The following is a 17,274-nucleotide window of genomic DNA, read 5'->3' on the forward strand; positions in this document are numbered from 1 at the left end:
AAGTCATGGAGAGGCGGGCCGGCCGCTAGTTCAGGCCGAGCTGCTGCATGGCCGACCCGTCGGCACCGCGCCGCGGCTCGTCGGGCATCTTGGGCGGCAGCGCCGAAGCGGGCGCGGCCTGCGCGGCGGCGGCCTGGGCGGCCAGCGCCTGCTGCTGGGCGAGCACCTGCTGCTGATGGGCGGCGGCCAGCTGTTCGGCCAGTTCCTGCGGCAGCACCACCGGGAGCGGATCGCGCACCGGCAGCGGCTCGTCACCGCGCCGCACCACGGCATCGGCCAGGACGGCACGGGCGGCGGTGATCAGCGGGCTGCGCTCGTCGACCGCGCCGGACGGACCGGCGGCGACCAGGCGGATCATCCAGCGCGGTCCGTCGACACCGATGAACCTCAGGTCGGCGCCCTCGGTGATGGCCTTGACCTCGCGGCCCCACGGCCCCTTCTCCACGGCGACGCTCGCGCCGTCACCGCGCAGCGACTCGGCCAGATCGGCGGCGACCGTGCGCCACTGCCCGGCCGACTTCGGCGCCGCGTAGGCGGCGACGGTGAGCCTGCCGTGCTCGGTGGCCAGGTGCACCGCCTGCGGGGTGCCGTCGGGGCTCATCTCGACCTGCAACTGCCCGCCCGCCGGGACGGGAATGACCACCGACCCCAGATCGAGGCGGCGCGCGACCATCTCGTCGGACACCTCGCTGATGTCGTACGGGCCTGCGGCGGCATCCGGCTCGTGGTCGAAGTTGCCGTAGATGCGCTCGTCGGTCGGGGCGTCGTCGAAGTCCAGGTGCGCGAAGTCGGGGCGCTGGAACTCGTCGGTGTCGTACTCGTCCTCGAACTCGTCGAAGCCGTCGGCATCGGTGTAGTCGTCGGCGTCCGCGTACTCCGCGTCGTCGTAGGCCGCGTCCTCGCGGGGCGCGCGCTTCTTCTTCCCGAACAGACCCATTACGCCTCCTCGCCGGCCAGGCTGGCATGCCCGCCGCTCGACCCGTATCCGCCGGTGCCGCGCGCGGTCTCGTCGAGATCGTCGACCTCGGCGAAGTCGACCAGCTCGACCCGCTGCACCAGCAACTGCGCGATGCGATCGCCGCGCCGCAGCTCGATCGCCGTGCGGGGATCGTGGTTGATCAGGCACACCTTGATCTCACCGCGATAGCCCGCGTCCACCGTGCCGGGGGTGTTGACCACGGACAATCCCGCCTTCGCGGCCAGCCCGGACCGGGGATGGATCAACCCGACCGTGCCGACCGGCAGCGCGATCGCGATCCCGGTGCCGACCAGCACCCGCTCGCCCGGTTCGATGATCACGTCCTCGGTGGTACAGAGATCGACGCCCGCGTCACCCGGATGGGCACGCGTCGGCACGGGGATGCCGGGATCGAGCCGCCGCAGCGGAATCGGTGCAAGTGCGTTCACATCGGTCGAGCCTACGCGGTCGGCCCCGGACCTTCTCGTCGCCGCCCTGGTGCGGTGACCTAGTGTTGAGGGGTGCCCGACCAGCCCCATTCGCCGACCACCGATACCGCCGACACCGAGCGCTCAGCGTCCTCGGGACACGGTGCCTCGCCCTATCGCGAACGCCTCTGGGTGCCGCTGTGGTGGTGGCCGATCGGGTTCGCCATCGCGGGCCTGCTGGCCGCCGAGATCCACATGGGCGCGCCGGGCCTGCGGGCCTGGCTGCCCTACGTCGCGCTGGCGCCGATCCCGGTCTGGATCCTGCTGTGGATGTCGCGGCATCGCCTCGAGGTCACCGTCGCGTCCGACGGTACGGCGGAACTGCGCGTCGACCGCGCCCACCTGCCGGTGAGCTTCGTCGCGCGCGCCGCGGCCGTCGCACCGACGGCCAAGAGTGCGGCGCTGGGCCGACAGCTCGACCCCGCCGCGTATGTGCAGCATCGGGCCTGGATCGGCCCGATGGCGCTGCTCGTTCTGGACGACCCGGACGACCCGACGCCGTACTGGTTGATCAGTACGCGCAGGCCGGACCGGGTCTTGGCCGCGCTCGGGCTCCCGAGCGCGGGCTGACCCGTCTCGCGTCGCGTCAGGCGGCGCAGTCCATGCAGATCAGCTGGCCGCCCTTCTCGCTGGCCAGTCGGCTGCGGTGGTGCACGAGGAAGCAGCTCGAACAGGTGAACTCGTCGGCCTGCTTCGGGACCACCCGAACGCTGAGTACCTCGTCGGACAGGTCCGCGCCGGGAAGCTCGAACGATTCCGCCGTATCGGACTCGTCGATGTCCACGACGGCGGACTGCGCCTCGTTGCGGCGGGCCTTCAGCTCCTCGAGCGAATCCTCCGACACTTCGTCGGATTCGGTGCGCCGCGGTGCGTCATAGTCGGTTGCCATGTCGTCTTCCCCTCAGTCCTTACTCCGTATATCCCGGATCGGTTCGATGGCCGTACCCCACTGGGGTCCGGCGTTCGTACCGCCCCGCCGGTGGTGCACCTCACACGTACACCGGCCGCCTATCAGCGTCGATCGAGGATCGATGACTCCGACAGCGTTCGGTTAACGCAGGACATGCCCTTGTTGTTCCCGCGACCGACCACCGTTTCACCGGTGATTATTCGATCTGGGCGGCCAGACAATAGCGGACCTACGGACAAATGTCGCAATCAAAACCCGGCCGAGTCGAAACCGACGACGAATCTTCACCTGGCGGGAAACTCGCCGAGACCTCCCGCACTCGCGCATCGCCACCGGACTCGTAGAGTGAGCGCGTGGTTTCACTGATCACCGAAGGCAGCGCGACCGATCGCGACGGCAAACCCTTCCCGCGACGGCGGCCCGAGCTCTGGCTCGCGCTCGTCCTCGTGCTGGCTCTGGTGAGCCTGTTCGTCTGGATCACGGCGTTTCGGACCCATGACGACAGCAACGAGCCGATGGCCTGCAACGCACCGAGCACGCCGACGGCCACCAACGCGGCCCAGCCCGCCGCGCTGGGCACCCGGATGAACCCGTCCCGGCTCGACGACGTCGATCCCGCGGCCCTCTCGGAGTCGAAGGTGCGCGTCTTCAACGCCAACGGCAAGAGCGGCCAGGCGGGTCATATCGCGGCCGCGCTGGGCGACCTCGGGTTCGCGGGCGCGCCGGGGACACAGGTCGGTAACGATCCGGTCTACGTCAGCGGCGACCTCAATTGCACCGGTCAGATCCGCTACGGCGTCAACGGGCGGCCCGCCGCCGCGTCCGTGCAGCTGGTCGCGCCCTGCGCCGAGCTGATCGAGGATCCGCGCACCGACGACACCGTCGACCTGGTGCTCGGCCTGGCCTTCGGCGAATCGCTGCGCCCCGGCGCCGACGCCGAGGAGGTGCTGCGGTCGCTGAAGAACCTCGCGCCCGGCGCCAGCTCGTCCTCCATCGATCCCGAACTCCTGGACGCCGCCCGCACCGTCAAGTGCTGAGCCGCGCCACGCGCCGCGGGTCCGCAGCCCCGCGGCGCGTGCGCGTCAGTCGGGCAGGGCGGTCGTCGCGCCGACCCGGGTGAGCAGGGCGGTCAGCTCGGTCGCCACGCCCGGCGCGGACACGATCGTCAGCTCCCCCGCGGCGCCACCGACGGTGACGTCGGGGACGTGCACCACGGCACCGGCCTCGGCGGCGATCAGCGCGCCCGCGGCCCAGTCCCAGGCGTTGAGCCCGTGCTCGTAGTAGGCGTCGAGTTCGCCGGACGCGACGTGACACAGGTCCATGGCGGCGGCACCGAGCCTGCGGATGTCGCGGATCTCCGGGAGCACCTCGGTGAGGAAACGCGCCTGCGCCGCGCGCCGCTGCCTGCCGTAGGCGAAGCCGGTGCCGACGAGCGCCACCGTCAGCGAATCCTCCTGCGCGCACGCCAGTTTCACGCGGGTGCCGTCGGCGCGCACGGCGTAGGAGCCGGCCCCGCGCGCGGCGCTGTAGGTGGTCGCCGCGGCCACGTCGACGACCGCGCCCGCGACCGGTTCACCGTCGCGCACCGCGGCCACCGAGACCGCGTAGCCGGGCAGGCCGTAGAGGAAGTTCACGGTGCCGTCGATCGGGTCGACGACCCAGGTGATCGCCCCCGGCGCCGTGGCGCCGACATCGCCGCCGCCCTCCTCGCCCAGGATCGCGTCGGCGGGCCTGCGCTCGGCCAGCAGCGCGCGGATCAGCTGCTCGGATTCGGTGTCGACGACGGTGACCGGATCGGTGATGTGACCCTTGGTCGCCACGGCGCCCTCGACGGGGCCGTCGGCGGCGAACACCTCGGGTCTGCGGGCACGCACGTGCGCGGCCGCCGCCTCGGCGAGTTCGACGGCCAGCAGCCGCAACTCCTCGTGGTCGGCGGCGGTCGGGGCGAGGACGGTCTCGGACACGATGGGTTCGGGCACGACTCCATCGGATCACATGTGGCGACGCCTCGCGCGCAGGGTGACTACCGCTACTCTTTGTCAGGCACATCGGCGCGTCAGCAAGGGGTTGATCCATGTCCGCTCGGGGGCACGCATTCGGCATCGATATCGGCGGTAGCGGGGTGAAGGGCGCCGTGGTCGACCTGGCGACCGGCACGCTGACCCACGAGCGCCTCAAGATCGCCACGCCACAGCCGGCCACGCCGGACGCCGTCGCGGCCGCGGTGGCCGAACTGGTCGCGCTGGCGGACTGGGACGGCCCGGTCGGGATCACCCTGCCCTGCGTGGTGCTCGACGGCCACGCCAGGACCGCCGCCAACATCGACCACGCGTGGATCGGCACCGACGCGCGCGAGCTGTTCTCGAAGGCGCTGGGCGGGCGCGCGGTGACCGTGCTCAACGACGCCGACGCGGCCGGGCTGGCCGAGGACAGCTACGGCGCCGCCGGCGAGCTCGACGGGCTGACGCTGCTGCTCACCTTCGGCACCGGGATCGGCTCGGCGCTGCTCTACGACGGCACCCTGGTGCCCAACTCCGAGCTGGGCCACCTGGTGGTCGCCGGCGACGAGGCCGAGCACCTGGCCGCGGCGTCGGTCAAGGACCGCGAGGAGCTCAGCTACCCGCAGTGGGCCGAGCGGGTGAGCACCGTGTTGCGGCACCTCGAGGACCTGTTCTGGCCGAAGGTCATCGTGGCCGGTGGCGGCATCAGCCGCGACCACGAGCAGTGGATACCGTTGCTCACCAACCGAACTCCGGTGATCCCGGCCGTGTTGAAGAACACCGCGGGTATCGTCGGCGCGGCCATGGCCATCGACAAGGGCATCGCGCCGTAGCCCGGCGCGGAGGTCGGCGCAACGCCTGGGTGGCATCGTGCCATGAGTACCCTGGTTGGATCGTTACAATGGAACACGTCCGGCGGTGAGCCGGTGAAACCTTCCGGCCGCGGCCGGTCGCGCGGACCGGTGCACAGACCGGCTCCACCCGACCGACGCACCGCCGGTGCAACCCGACCGACCGCTCCGCCGGAAAACCACTCTGGCGTGACGCCGCACGAGACCGTCACGAAAGGGCGTACGTGGTAGCCACGAATACCCGTCAGACCGCCGACTCGGCCGACGCCGACGCCGACGCCACCACCCCGGCCAAGAAGGCCCCGGCCAAGAAGGCCGCTGCCAAGAAGGCCCCGGCGAAGAAGGCCGTCGCCAAGAAGGCTCCGGCCAAGAAGGCTGCCGCCAAGAAGGCGCCCGCCAAGAAGGCCGCCGCCAAGAAGGCGACGGCGGCCGAGGGTGGCGAGGAACAGCTCGACGACGAGTCGATCGAGCTCGACGATCTCGGCGACCTGGAGGTCTCCGAGGACGAGCTCACCGACGGTGACGCCCTGGTCGAAGAGGTGGCCGAGGACACCACCGAGGAAGCCGAGACCGAGGAGCCGTCCGAGAAGGACAAGGCCTCCGGCGATTTCGTGTGGGACGAGGAGGAGTCCGAGGCGCTGCGTCAGGCGCGCAAGGACGCCGAGCTCACCGCGTCCGCCGACTCGGTGCGCGCCTACCTCAAGCAGATCGGCAAGGTCGCGCTGCTGAACGCGGAGGAGGAGGTCGAACTCGCCAAGCGGATCGAGGCCGGCCTGTTCGCCGCGGAGAAGATGCGCGAGTTCGCCGAGGCGGGCGAGAAGCTGTCGGTGACCACCCGCCGCGATTTCAACTGGATCGTGCGCGACGGCAACCGGGCCAAGAACCACCTGCTCGAGGCCAACCTCCGCCTGGTGGTCTCGCTGGCCAAGCGCTACACCGGTCGCGGCATGGCGTTCCTGGACCTGATCCAGGAGGGCAACCTCGGCCTGATCCGCGCGGTCGAAAAGTTCGACTACACCAAGGGTTACAAGTTCTCGACCTACGCGACGTGGTGGATCCGCCAGGCCATCACCCGCGCCATGGCCGACCAGGCCCGCACCATCCGTATCCCGGTGCACATGGTCGAGGTCATCAACAAGCTCGGCCGCATCCAGCGCGAGCTGCTCCAGGACCTGGGCCGTGAGCCCACCCCGGAGGAGCTGGCCAAGGAAATGGACATCACGCCGGAGAAGGTGCTGGAGATCCAGCAGTACGCGCGTGAGCCGATCTCGCTGGACCAGACCATCGGCGACGAGGGCGACAGCCAGCTCGGCGACTTCATCGAGGACTCCGAGGCCGTCGTCGCGGTCGACGCGGTGAGCTTCACCCTGCTGCAGGATCAGCTGCAGTCGGTGCTGGAGACGCTGTCCGAGCGTGAGGCGGGCGTGGTGCGGTTGCGCTTCGGCCTCACCGACGGCCAGCCGCGCACCCTCGACGAGATCGGCCAGGTCTACGGCGTGACGCGCGAGCGCATCCGTCAGATCGAGTCGAAGACGATGAGCAAGCTGCGCCACCCGAGCCGGTCGCAGGTGCTGCGCGACTACCTCGACTAGCGCGTTTCGACACGGAGGCCCGTGTCCATCTTCGGATGGGCACGGGCTTTTTGTTTCCGAATGCACATTCCGATCGGTCGGTATTCCCAATAAACCGAACTCGGTAACCTTTTCGTGACCAAACCCACAGTGCCGGATTGCGCTGTGAACGACACGGATTCGCGATCTTCGCCGTATCGTCACATCCAGTTTTTCGTTCTACCGCCGCCGGTTCGCGGTACTTGGCATTGAGGGTTTTCGCGGCGTGCTCGACATTTATCACTTCAGCTACGGGTGGATCACTCCCGTTCTCGCGTATTTCATGTCCGTCACCGGATGTCTGCTCGGCCTGCAGTGCGCGGCCCGCGGCCGCAACGCGGTGGAGGGGCGGGTCAGCTGGCTGGTCGGCGCCGCGATCGCGATCGGCGGAACCGGCATCTGGGTCATGCATTTCATCGCGATGCTCGGCTTCTCGATCCGCGGCGCGGAGATCCGCTTCGACATTCCGCTGACGCTGTTCAGCGCGCTCACCGCGATGGTCGTCGTCGGGATCGGGCTGTTCATGGTCAACAAGCCCCAGCCCACGCTGCGCTCGCTGCTGGCGGGCGGGACGATCACCGGGCTCGGCGTCGGCACCATGCACTACACCGGTATGTACGCGATGAAGTCGACGGCGACGGTCAGCTACGACGCGAAGATCGTCGCGCTGTCGATGGTGATCGCGGTGGTCGCCTCGATCGTCGCGCTCTGGTTCACCTTGCGCGTCAAGGGTTTTCTGGCGACGGTCGGCGCGGCCATCATCATGGGCGTCGCGGTCTGCGGCATGCACTACACCGGCATGGCCGCCATGCACGCCCACTCCGATCACCACGCGGCACCGCCGGCGGGCTCGGGCGCGATGGACCTGCTGGCCCCGCTGATCGGGGTGAGCAGCATCGTCACCATGCTGGTGCTGATCAGCGTGAGCCTCACCGAGATCGAGAACGAGGAGGCGCTGCCGCGGATGTGGCTGACCTCCCGGCGCGGGCCCAGATCCCGCCCGCAGCGGGACGTCGCGCCGGTGCCGCCGATGCCGCCGCATCCCTACGTGGAACACCACACCGAGGAACTGGTCTACGACGGCGTCGGCGCCTGGCCGCGCCGGGTGGTGGACTGATCAGCTCGGCGCCAGACCCGCACGGCGCCGGGTGAATTCGACGACCGGCTCGACGATCCTGGCCGCGATCGGCCCGAGGATCGCCATCAGCAGCACGTAGCCGGAGGCGAGCGCGGCCAGCCGGGGATCGACCTTGCCGGAGGTGACCGCCAGCCCGGCGATGACGATGGAGAACTCACCGCGCGCCACCAGCGCGGCGCCCGCCCTGGCCCGGCCCATCCGGCGGATCCCCTGCCTGCTCGCCGCCCACCAGCCGACCGCCATCTTGGTGCCCGCGGTGACCACCGCCAGCACCACCGCCCAGCCGAACACCGGCGGGATCGCGGCCGGATCGATGGACAGCCCGAAGGCGACGAAGAAGATCGCGGCGAACAGATCGCGCAGCGGCTCGAGCAGCTTCGCCGCCTCGTGCGCGGTGGACCCGGAGATCGCGATGCCGAGCAGGAACGCGCCGACCGCGGCCGAGACGTTCAGCGCCGAGGCCGCGCCCGCCACCAGCAGCGCGGCACCGAGCAGTTGCAGCAGGAACACCTCGCGGTCGGCGCTGTCGAGCACGGCCGAGACCACCCGGCCGAACCGCAGCGCCACCACCAGCACCACCGAGATGGTGGCCAGCGCGACGGCCAGCGACACCAGCCCGCTCAGCAGGCTCAGCCCGGCCAGCATCATGGTCAGGATCGGCAGGTATACCGCCATCGCCAGGTCCTCGAGCACCAGGATCGACAGCACCACCGGGGTCTCGCGGTTACCGAGCCGGCCGAGGTCGTCGAGTACCTTGGCCACGATCCCCGACGACGAGATGTAGGTGACGCCGCCGAGCACGACGGCTCCGGTCGCGCCCCAGCCGAGGATCAGCGCCACCGCGGCGCCGGGCAGCGCGTTGGCGACCAGATCCACCACGCCCGCGGCCCAGGAGCGCCGCAGGCCGGTCATCAGTTCAGGGGCGGTGTACTCGAGCCCGAGCAGCAACAGCAGCAGCACGACGCCGATCTCGCTCGCCAGATGCCCGAACTCGGTGGCTGCTTCCAGCTGTAGATAGCCGCCGCGCCCGAAGGCCAGACCACCCAGCAGATACAGCGGGATCGGCGACATGCCGAACCGGGCCGCCACCCGCCCGCAGATCCCCAGCGCGAACAAGATCACACCGAGCTCGAGCAGAGCCAGGGCCTGCGAGGTCACGGCGGTCAGCCGTGCGCGAGGATCTTCGCGGCCGCGTCGAGGCCGTCCGGAGTGCCGACGACCACGAGCAGGTCACCCTCGGTGAAGGTGAAGTCGGGCCCCGGCGACGGGTGCAGCTGACCGGCGCGCATCACCGCGACGATCGAGGTCTTGGTGCGGGTGCGCATGGCGGTCTCACCGAGTGTGCGTCCCGCGTACGGTGATTCGTCGAGGATCGCGAGCTGGCGGGTGGTGATGCCCGGCAGATCGCGATGGTCGTCGTTGAGTTTGGCGACCAGCTGCGGCGCGCCGAGCAGGTTCGCCAGCACCGACGCCTCGTCTGTGGACAGCGGCACCTGGGCCGCGATCGCGTCCGGGTCGTCGTGTTTGGACACGATCAGGTCGATGTCGCCGTCGCGGTGGGCGACCACCCCGACCCGACGACCCGACTTGACCTCGAAATCCTTGCGCACTCCGATTCCCGGTAGCGCTGTGACGTCGACGTTCACACCTTCCACAGTAGTCGCGCCGCCACCGCGGATGTGGCCTACGCCACTGTGCCGCGCCGAGGCGTATCGAAGCGCCCGTCCGGGCCGGGCAGGTACGCGACGGCCTCGAGCACGGCGGCGACGGGCAGCGGCGCGTACAGGTGCGGGAACAGCATCGAGGCCGGATCGGTCGGCACCCCCGGCTCCCAGCGCACCTCGCCGGTGAACCGGGACGGGTCGAGCCAGAGCACCACCAGGTCGGTGCGTCCGGCGAAGAGCCGGTTGGCGGGCAGGTGGACCTGCGCCGGCGTGGACAGATGCACGAATCCGCTCTCCGACAGCGAGGGCGGCCTGCGTTCACCTACCCGTCGGGCGTCGGCCCATTCTTGGGAAGAACACAGGTGAACAAGCGTGTGGGTGTCGGACGTCACGGGTAATCTCCGGGTAGACAACAGGATCGGACGTCCAAGACCCTGCCACAGGATCATCGGAACTCCCTCGATACGCGGTCGGCCCGGTACGTAACGAGCAACACCGCAGCGAGCGACATATCGATGAGTGACAGGGAGCGAGTGGGAGGTGGCAGCGACGGCACCGCGAGTGGTCGGCGTGGGCTCGGAAGCATGACCAGCATGTGTTCGCTTTCAGCGAAACCGCAGGTCGTGTTATCGAAAACACAAAGATTCACTTCCGGGAACAAAGCCTGAACCCCGAACGTCTGAGAGAGTAGTCGTACCACTGCTGGGAAGTAGCGGACGCGAGCCACGTGGAGTGACCACGGGGCCCACACCTAGGCGAACGGCCACGCAGCGCCGGGAGCCGGGACGGAGGAGTCATGCCAGGAACCCTGACCAGCACCCCACTGACCGCGGTCGATCGTTGCGATCGTTGCGGGGCGGCTGCCCGAGTGCGTGCCGTTCTTCCCGCGGGTGGCGAGTTGCTCTTCTGCCAGCACCACGCGAATGAACACATGGACCGTTTGCGCGAGCTCGAAGCCGTGATCGACACGGAATCCGCTCCCGCCCTCTGACCACTCCTCGCGTCCGAAACAACAACATCTGACAACAGAACACCCGACAGCGGGCGATCCGGAATCCGGACGCCCGCTGTTGTTGTCTCCGGGATCAGCCCGCGGCGTCGGCGAGGATGCCGTCGACCAGGGTCGCGACGCCGTAGGCGAAGGCGCCGTCGGGATCGGCCGGTGCCTGGTAGTGCTCGCCCACGGTCGCGCCGACCCGGCCCGCCAGCGGGAACTCCGCGGCGGGCATCACCCTCGCCAGCAGGGGGCCGTGCACGTTCCACCAGTCGGCGTCGCTGAGCTGGGCCGTCGCACCCGCCGCCGCGATGGCGAGGCGGGCGTTGCCGGTGGCGAAGTCGGTGAGCACCGCGATCGCGCGATCCATCGCGAGGTCGTCGAGCCCGATGCCCTCGATCGCGGCGAGCTGACCTTCGTAGCGGCGCATCCGGGCGGGACCGAGTACCTGCCGCCACGGGGAGACCTCGAGCAGCCAGGGGTGCGCGATCAGCTCGGCCCGGATCCGGGCGGCCACCGCGATCATCCGGTCGCGGATCGGCAGGTCGGCCGGGATCGGTGGGTCGTCGGCGGCGACGGCGTCGACCATGAGCACCAGCAGCGCCTCCTTGCTGGGCACATAGGTGTAGAGACTCATGGCGCGCAGCCCGAGGTCGGCGGCGACCGCGCGGATCGTCAGCTTGTCGATCCCGTCGCGATCGGCCAGGGCGATGCCCGCGGCGACCACGGCGTCGACGGTGAGCCCTGGTTTCGGGCCGCGGGCGCCCGGTCTGGCGGGCAGCGCGTGCCGCCACAGCAGCTCGAGGATGCGGGTGGCCTGCGCGGTGGACTCGTCGCCGTCGGTGGGCACGCGCGGTCCTTTCTGGCGGTCGGGAACAAACTCAGTACAGTGTACGTTGTTAGGTCGTTCGCGCTGCCCGATCAGAGGAGACCGCTCTGCCCGCCACCCAGGCCACCTATCTCCCCGACCGTCACCTGTTCGCCCTGTGGACGTGGACCGGTCACGGTGCGGGCCCCGCGCCCACCGACCTCGGCGATCGGGAACACCTCACGCTCGCGCTGCCGGTCGGCGAACGCGGCGCGATCGAGCCCACCGAGATCCCGGCCGCCGTGGTGACGCCCGCCGAGCTGGCCGGACTGGCTCCCGGCGACCTCGCGCCGTCGACGCTGGCGTGGCGCGCGGTGCTCGCCCAGGACACCGACGTCCGGCCCGACACCCTGCCGATCGCCGCCCACGCCGTCCCCGACGCCGTCGGCACCGCGATCTTCTCGGCGGAGCGAGCCGCGCGGGTGCTACGGGAGACCGAGCTCGCCGCCATCGAACTCGCCGGCCTGCTCGACGCCACGCTGCGTCCGTATCAGGTGCGGGGCGTGAGCTGGTTGCACGAGACCGTCGCGGCGTACGGCGGCGCGGTGCTGGCCGACGAGATGGGGCTCGGCAAGACCGTGCAGACCATCGGATTCCTGCGCGGCCGGTCCGCGGGCCCGCAACTGGTGGTGTGCCCGACTTCGCTGGTCGGCAACTGGGTCCACGAGATCACGCGGTTCGCGCCCGATCTGACGGCCGTGTCCTGGCGCGGTGGCGCGGTGCCCGCGGCGCCCGGCACGATCGTGGTCACCGGGTATCCGACGCTGCGGCTGCACGGGGCCGCCCTGACCGAGACCCGGTGGGCGACCGTGGTGTTCGACGAGGCCCAGGCGCTGAAGAATCCGCGCACGCAGGTGTCGCGGGCCGCCAAGGCCGTGCCCGCCGACGCCAAGGTCGCGCTGACCGGCACGCCGGTGGAGAACCATCTCGACGAGCTGTTCGCGCTGCTGCACCTCACCGTGCCGCGACTGTTCGCCCACCGCACCCAGTTCCGGCGCCGGTTCGTCAAACCGATCGAGGAGGGGTCGGCCACGGCCGCGGCCCGGTTGCGGGACGCGGTGGAACCGGTCCTCCTCGGCCGCAAGAAGATCCAGGTCGCGGCCTCGCTGCCGGCGAAGATCCACAGCGATCTGCTGTGCGACCTGACGCAGGAACAGGAACGGGTCTACGACGCGGTGCTCGCCGAGGCGCTCGACGAGGGCTTCGGCTCCGGGCTGCAACGCCAGGGGCGCGTGCTCGCGGCGCTGACCGGGCTCAAACAGGTCTGCAACCATCCCGGCCTGGTCTCCGGCGACCTGGACGAACTGGCCGGGCGCTCCGGCAAACTCGACCTCTGCACCGACATCGTGGCGACCAATCTCGACACCGGCGACCCCACGCTGATCTTCACCCAGTACCGCGCGACCGGTGAGCTGCTGGTGCGGCATCTCGCCGAACAGTTCGGGGTGACGGCGCCGTTCTTCCACGGCGGGCTAGACGCCGACCAGCGCGCCGGGATCGTCTCCGCGTTCCAGTCACCGGACGGCCCACCGGTGCTCGTGCTGAGCCTGCGCGCGGCGGGCACCGGTCTGACCCTCACCCGCGCCGCCGATGTGATCCACTTCGATCGTTGGTGGAATCCGGCCGTCGAAGCGCAGGCCTCCGACCGCGCGCACCGGATCGGGCAGACCCGCACCGTCACGGTCACCACGCTGACCAGCTCGACCACGGTCGAAGAGCACATCGCCGCGATGCACACCCGGAAATCGGCGCTGACCGATCTGTCCGACGCGGCGGGCATCGCCGAACTGGCCCGCCTCGACGACGACGCCCTCGTCGACATCCTGCGCCGGAAGCGAGAGAACTGATGGCCGACAACGAATTCGGTTACACGCCCTGGGGCAAGGACTGGGTCCGGCTGGCCGAGCCGCTGCGCCAGACCAAGCCGGAACCGATGCTGCCCCGCGCCCGCAGCATCGCCCGCAATCACGGCGTGCGCACCGAGATCGAGGGACGCACGGTCCGCGCGCATCTGCATCGGGGGGGTCAGGCCTCGATCGCCCATGTCGAGGTGGTGCCGCTGACCCGGGCCGAGGTGACCACGATCGCGCGGGCGATTCCCGATTCCTCGGTGGTCACCGACGAGATGCACCGCGCGCTGCTCGACGCGGGTCACGCGCCCGCCCCGACCCTGGCCAGTACCGACTGCTCGTGTTCGGCGCGCACCGACCGGTGCGTGCACGTGCTCGCGGTGCTGTACACGATCGCCCGGCAGGTCGACGAGAATCCGCGGCTCGCCCTGGAGCTCCAGGGCTATTTCGACGCGACCACCGACACCGCGGCACCCGTCCAGGAACAGCGCTGGACCAGCATCAACGCACTCGATCCCGCGCGCTTCTTCGCGGTCTGACGCGCCGGGGCACCGCCGTTCGCGCGGTGCCCCGGCGCGCTCAGGCGTTGGTGCCACCGTCGATGGTGATGACCGCGCCGGTGATGGTCCGCCCGGCGGGACCGGCGAGGAAAGCGACGAGATCGGCGACGTCCTCGGGCGCGCCGAAACGCCCCAGCGCGTTGAACTCCCGCTGGACCGGCGCGTGATCGCTGCCCGCCGGGTTCATGTCGGTGTCGGTGGGTCCCGGCTGGACCAGGTTGACGGTGATGCCGCGCGGGCCCAGTTCGCGGGCCAGCGCCTTGGTGTAGCCGTTGAGCGCGGACTTGCTCAGGTTGTAGAGCGCCAGGCCGCCGAAGAGCGCGCGGTCGGTCAGGTTCGAGCCGATGGAGATGATCCGCCCGCCCTCGCCCAGATGGGCCAGGGCGGCCTGGCCCGCGACGAACGGGGCGCGCGCGTGGATGTTCAGCGCCCGGTCGATCTCGTCCAGGCCGAATTCCTCGTAGGGCTTGGCCGGGAAGATGCCCGCGTTGTTCACCAGCACGTCCAGCCCGCCCAGGTCCCGCGCGGTCCGGTCGACCGCGGCGGCGATCTGCCCCGCGTCGGCGCTGTCGGCGCGCAGCGGCAGCGCCCGCCTGCCCAGCGCCTCGATGTCGGCGGCGACGGCCTTCGCGGCGACCTCGTCGCGCTGGTAGGTGAACGCCACGTCGGCGCCCGCGCCCGCCAGCTTGCGGGCGATGGCGGCGCCGATCCCCCGGCTGCCACCGGTCACCAGGGCCACGGTGCTGCTCGTCATCGGTTCGCTCCTTTGTGTAGTGATCAATACACAAATAGCCAAGCGCACGACGCCGAGCCGCGTCAAGAGTTTCTTATCGATCGATACAGAATTTACGAGCGGGGGCTCGACGAGGTATGTTTGTCGATCGACACAGAAAGGTTCGCCATGGCAGAACGCGGCCGCCCACGCGGTTTCGATCGCGACGTCGCCCTGCGGCGCGCCATGGAGGTGTTCTGGGAACGCGGCTACGACGGCGCCTCGATGGCCGACCTCACCACCGCCATGGGGATCAACTCCCCCAGCCTCTACGCCGCCTTCGGCGACAAGGAAGCCCTGTTCCGCGCCGCAGTCGAGCTCTACGGCCGCACCGAGGGGTCACGCACGGCACGGGCACTGCGCGAGGAACCCACCGCCTACACCGCCATCGAGGCGATGCTGCGCGACAACATCACCACCTACACCGACCCCGGGCTGCCGCACGGCTGCATGGTGGTCCTGGCGGGCGCGACCTACACCACGCGCAACGCCTCGGTCCGCGAGTTCCTGGCCGAGGCCCGCAGGCACACCACCGCCGACATCCACGCCCGGCTCGACCGCGGCGTCGCCGACGGCGATCTGCGGCCCGGCACCGACACCGCCGCGCTGGCGACGCTGTACAGCACCGTCCTGTACGGGCTCTCGATCCAGGCCAGGGACGACGTCGGCCATGCCGAGCTCAGCGCCGCCGTCGACAGCGCGCTGCACGTACTCGCCGCGTCGACGACGTAGCGTCCACGCGCTACTGGCGCCGCAGGGCCGCGATGCGCTCGGTCAGCTGGTCGGCGGACGCCAGAGCCGTGGGCGGACCGCCGCATTCGCGCCGGAGCTCGCCGTGGATCACGCCGTGCGGTTTGCCGGTGCGGTGGTGGTGCATCGCGACCAGGCTGTTGAGTTCGCGGCGCAGTTCCCCCAGCTTGTCCGACGTCGCGACCCGTTCGACGACCGCGGCGGGCGCGGGGACGGCGGCGTCCTGGGCACTGCGGTCGGCGAGCTGACGGGTCTGCCGTTCGCGCAGCAGCGCGCGCATCTGGTCGGCGTCGAGCAGGCCGGGGATACCCAGGTAGTCGGCTTCCTCGTCGCTGCCCGCGATGGTGGCGGTGCCGAAGGAGGAGCCGTCGTAGATCACCTGGTCGAGCTCGGCGTCGGCGGCCAGGGCGACGAAGGACTTCTCCTCCTCGCCCGGCTCGTCCTTGGTCTTGTTCGCGTCGATCAGCAGTTCGTCGTCGAGCGCGTTCTTCTCGCGATGCGGCTTGCCGATCACGTGGTCGCGCTGGAGCTCGAGCTGGGCCGCCAGATCGAGCAGCACCGGCACCGACGGCAGGAAGACGCTGGCGGTCTCCCCCGGCTTGCGGGCACGCACGAAGCGGCCGATGGCCTGGGCGAAGTACAGCGGCGTCGACGCGCTGGTCGCGTACACACCGACGGCCAGGCGCGGCACGTCGACGCCCTCGGACACCATGCGCACCGCGACCATCCACGGCTGGGTGCCCTTGGCGAACTCGTCGATGCGGCTCGAGGACTGCGGGTCGTCGGAGAGGACCACCGCGGGCCGCTCCCCCGAGATGTGTTCCAGCAGTTCGGCGTAGTCGCGGGCGCGTTCCTGATCGGTGGCGATCACCAGGCCGCCCGCGTCGGGGATGCCCGAGGAGCGCAGCTGGCGCAGCCGGGTGTCGGCCGCGCGCAACACCGCCGAGATCCAGTCGCCCGCCGGGTCCAGCGCGGTGCGCCAGGCACGCGCGGTCTGTTCGGCGCTGAGCGGTTCGCCGAGGCGGGCGGTGTGCTCCTCGCCCGCGCTGTCGCGCCAGTGCGCGTCACCGGAGTAGGCCAGGAAGACCACCGGGCGCACGACGCCGTCGGCCAGGGCGTCGGCGTAGCCGTAGGAGTGGTCGGCGCGCGAGCGCGGGAAACCGGCCTCGTCGGGTTCGTAGGTGACGAACGGGATCTTGGAATCGTCGCTGCGGAACGGGGTTCCGGTCAGCGCGAGCCTGCGCGTCGCGTCGCCGAAGGCCTCCTCGGTGGCCTCGCCCCAGCTCTTGGCATCGCCCGCGTGGTGGATCTCGTCGAGGATCACCAGGGTGCGGCGATTCTCGGTGCGCACCCGGTGCCGCGCGGGGTGGGCCGCGATCTGGGCGTAGGTCACCACGACGCCGTGGTAGTCGCCGGAGGTGCCGCCGGTGCTGTTGGAGAAGCGCGAGTCCAGCTGGATGCCGGAGCGGGCGGCCGAGGCGGCCCACTGGTGCTTGAGGTGCTCGGTCGGCGCGACAACGGTCACCTGGTCGACCGTGCGATCGGCCAGCAACTCCGCGGCTACCCGCAGCGCGAAGGTGGTCTTACCCGCGCCGGGGGTCGCGACCGCGAGGAAGTCGCGCGGCTTGGTGGCCAGGTATTTCGTGAGCGCGCGCCGCTGCCAGGCGCGCAGGGAACCCCCCGACGCACCCCCCGCGGCCGCATCGCCCGGTGTACCCGCTTCTCTCGCCGCAGCGACGCCACCCGACCCAGTCACGCAGACGACCCTAGCCGCCCGATGCGGCGTGTCGCCAAACCGACGCGGGGTGGGCGACAGGCATCACAAACGAGCCCGAGGTCACCGGCCATTTACCTGTTACCC

The 17,274-nt window shown here is 70.5% G+C and carries 18 protein-coding genes and 1 pseudogene; 9 read left to right on the forward strand and 10 right to left on the reverse strand.

The features are described 5' to 3' along the window. Nucleotides 1–25: 25 nt before the first annotated feature. The gene (locus tag AB0L91_RS01565; RefSeq protein WP_355277527.1) at nt 26–937 is read right to left on the reverse strand and encodes a DUF3710 domain-containing protein; all 912 of its coding nucleotides are present in this window, start codon (nt 935–937) and stop codon (nt 26–28) included. Further along, nucleotides 937–1,407: a dUTP diphosphatase gene (gene dut, locus AB0L91_RS01570; RefSeq protein ID WP_218716944.1), complete on the reverse strand. Its 471-nt coding sequence runs from the start codon at nt 1,405–1,407 to the stop codon at nt 937–939. The genes AB0L91_RS01565 and dut overlap by 1 nt, the downstream gene beginning before the upstream one ends. Nucleotides 1,408–1,479: 72 nt before the next feature. Between dut and AB0L91_RS01575 the strand changes: the two genes are divergently transcribed. Next, nucleotides 1,480–2,016, forward strand: a complete 537-nt coding sequence (locus tag AB0L91_RS01575) for a DUF3093 domain-containing protein (protein ID WP_365006862.1) — start codon at nt 1,480–1,482, stop codon at nt 2,014–2,016. Between the two features lie 16 nt (nt 2,017–2,032). Here the strand turns inward: AB0L91_RS01575 and AB0L91_RS01580 are convergent, their stop codons facing one another. Then, the gene (locus AB0L91_RS01580) at nt 2,033–2,335 is read right to left on the reverse strand and encodes a DUF4193 domain-containing protein (protein WP_218716942.1); all 303 of its coding nucleotides are present in this window, start codon (nt 2,333–2,335) and stop codon (nt 2,033–2,035) included. Between the two features lie 374 nt (nt 2,336–2,709). Here AB0L91_RS01580 and cei point away from each other — a divergent pair, with 374 nt between their 5' ends. Next, on the forward strand, nt 2,710–3,393 hold the full coding sequence (gene cei, locus AB0L91_RS01585; RefSeq protein ID WP_355277532.1) for an envelope integrity protein Cei: 684 nt from the start codon (nt 2,710–2,712) through the stop codon (nt 3,391–3,393). Between the two features lie 45 nt (nt 3,394–3,438). Here cei and AB0L91_RS01590 read toward each other — a convergent pair whose 3' ends face one another. Then, nucleotides 3,439–4,335, reverse strand: a complete 897-nt coding sequence (locus tag AB0L91_RS01590) for an inositol monophosphatase family protein (RefSeq protein ID WP_365006863.1) — start codon at nt 4,333–4,335, stop codon at nt 3,439–3,441. Nucleotides 4,336–4,430: 95 nt separating this feature from the next. On the opposite strand from AB0L91_RS01590, the gene ppgK reads away from it, so the two are divergent. From ppgK to AB0L91_RS01605, 3 genes and pseudogenes are all read left to right on the forward strand, one after another. Then, nucleotides 4,431–5,189, forward strand: coding sequence for a polyphosphate--glucose phosphotransferase (gene ppgK / locus AB0L91_RS01595; protein WP_355277537.1), 759 nt, complete (start codon nt 4,431–4,433; stop codon nt 5,187–5,189). Nucleotides 5,190–5,383: 194 nt separating this feature from the next. Next, nucleotides 5,384–6,799: pseudogene (locus AB0L91_RS01600) on the forward strand (RNA polymerase sigma factor); the annotation flags it as partial. A gap of 244 nt (nt 6,800–7,043) precedes the next feature. Then, entirely contained in the window at nt 7,044–7,934 is an 891-nt protein-coding gene (locus tag AB0L91_RS01605) for an MHYT domain-containing protein (RefSeq protein WP_365006864.1), read from the forward strand. Here the strand turns inward: AB0L91_RS01605 and AB0L91_RS01610 are convergent, their stop codons facing one another. The 3 genes from AB0L91_RS01610 to AB0L91_RS01620 are packed head-to-tail and all read right to left on the reverse strand — an operon-like array spanning nt 7,935 to nt 10,011. Then, nucleotides 7,935–9,113, reverse strand: coding sequence for a cation:proton antiporter (locus AB0L91_RS01610; RefSeq protein WP_365006865.1), 1,179 nt, complete (start codon nt 9,111–9,113; stop codon nt 7,935–7,937). It abuts the gene before it with no gap. A gap of 5 nt (nt 9,114–9,118) precedes the next feature. Continuing rightward, nucleotides 9,119–9,601, reverse strand: a complete 483-nt coding sequence (locus AB0L91_RS01615) for a TrkA C-terminal domain-containing protein (protein ID WP_355277544.1) — start codon at nt 9,599–9,601, stop codon at nt 9,119–9,121. A 38-nt stretch (nt 9,602–9,639) separates the two neighbouring features. Continuing rightward, a complete protein-coding gene (locus tag AB0L91_RS01620) occupies nt 9,640–10,011 on the reverse strand; it encodes a DUF952 domain-containing protein (RefSeq protein ID WP_355277545.1) in 372 nt (123 codons plus the stop codon). A gap of 404 nt (nt 10,012–10,415) precedes the next feature. Here AB0L91_RS01620 and AB0L91_RS01625 point away from each other — a divergent pair, with 404 nt between their 5' ends. Continuing rightward, nucleotides 10,416–10,610: a hypothetical protein gene (locus AB0L91_RS01625; RefSeq protein ID WP_029903635.1), complete on the forward strand. Its 195-nt coding sequence runs from the start codon at nt 10,416–10,418 to the stop codon at nt 10,608–10,610. A 94-nt stretch (nt 10,611–10,704) separates the two neighbouring features. On the opposite strand, the gene AB0L91_RS01630 is transcribed toward AB0L91_RS01625, so the two are convergent. After that, nucleotides 10,705–11,463, reverse strand: coding sequence for a TetR/AcrR family transcriptional regulator (locus tag AB0L91_RS01630; protein WP_365006866.1), 759 nt, complete (start codon nt 11,461–11,463; stop codon nt 10,705–10,707). Between the two features lie 125 nt (nt 11,464–11,588). On the opposite strand from AB0L91_RS01630, the gene AB0L91_RS01635 reads away from it, so the two are divergent. Together AB0L91_RS01635 and AB0L91_RS01640 are read left to right on the forward strand one after the other, a co-directional pair. Then, nucleotides 11,589–13,328: a DEAD/DEAH box helicase gene (locus AB0L91_RS01635; RefSeq protein ID WP_365011134.1), complete on the forward strand. Its 1,740-nt coding sequence runs from the start codon at nt 11,589–11,591 to the stop codon at nt 13,326–13,328. Beyond that, a complete protein-coding gene (locus tag AB0L91_RS01640; protein ID WP_365006867.1) occupies nt 13,328–13,870 on the forward strand; it encodes a hypothetical protein in 543 nt (180 codons plus the stop codon). The genes AB0L91_RS01635 and AB0L91_RS01640 overlap by 1 nt, the downstream gene beginning before the upstream one ends. Before the next feature lie 40 nt (nt 13,871–13,910). On the opposite strand, the gene AB0L91_RS01645 is transcribed toward AB0L91_RS01640, so the two are convergent. Further along, a complete protein-coding gene (locus AB0L91_RS01645; protein ID WP_365006868.1) occupies nt 13,911–14,645 on the reverse strand; it encodes an SDR family oxidoreductase in 735 nt (244 codons plus the stop codon). Nucleotides 14,646–14,792: 147 nt separating this feature from the next. Here AB0L91_RS01645 and AB0L91_RS01650 point away from each other — a divergent pair, with 147 nt between their 5' ends. Then, nucleotides 14,793–15,395 (forward strand): TetR/AcrR family transcriptional regulator, encoded by a 603-nt coding sequence (locus AB0L91_RS01650; protein ID WP_365006869.1) that lies wholly within the window; start codon nt 14,793–14,795, stop codon nt 15,393–15,395. A 10-nt stretch (nt 15,396–15,405) separates the two neighbouring features. Here AB0L91_RS01650 and AB0L91_RS01655 read toward each other — a convergent pair whose 3' ends face one another. Further along, nucleotides 15,406–17,085, reverse strand: a complete 1,680-nt coding sequence (locus tag AB0L91_RS01655) for a DEAD/DEAH box helicase (protein ID WP_365011135.1) — start codon at nt 17,083–17,085, stop codon at nt 15,406–15,408. Nucleotides 17,086–17,274: the final 189 nt, after the last annotated feature.

The organism is Nocardia sp. NPDC051833, from assembly GCF_040681225.1.
Lineage (GTDB): Bacteria > Actinomycetota > Actinomycetes > Mycobacteriales > Mycobacteriaceae > Nocardia.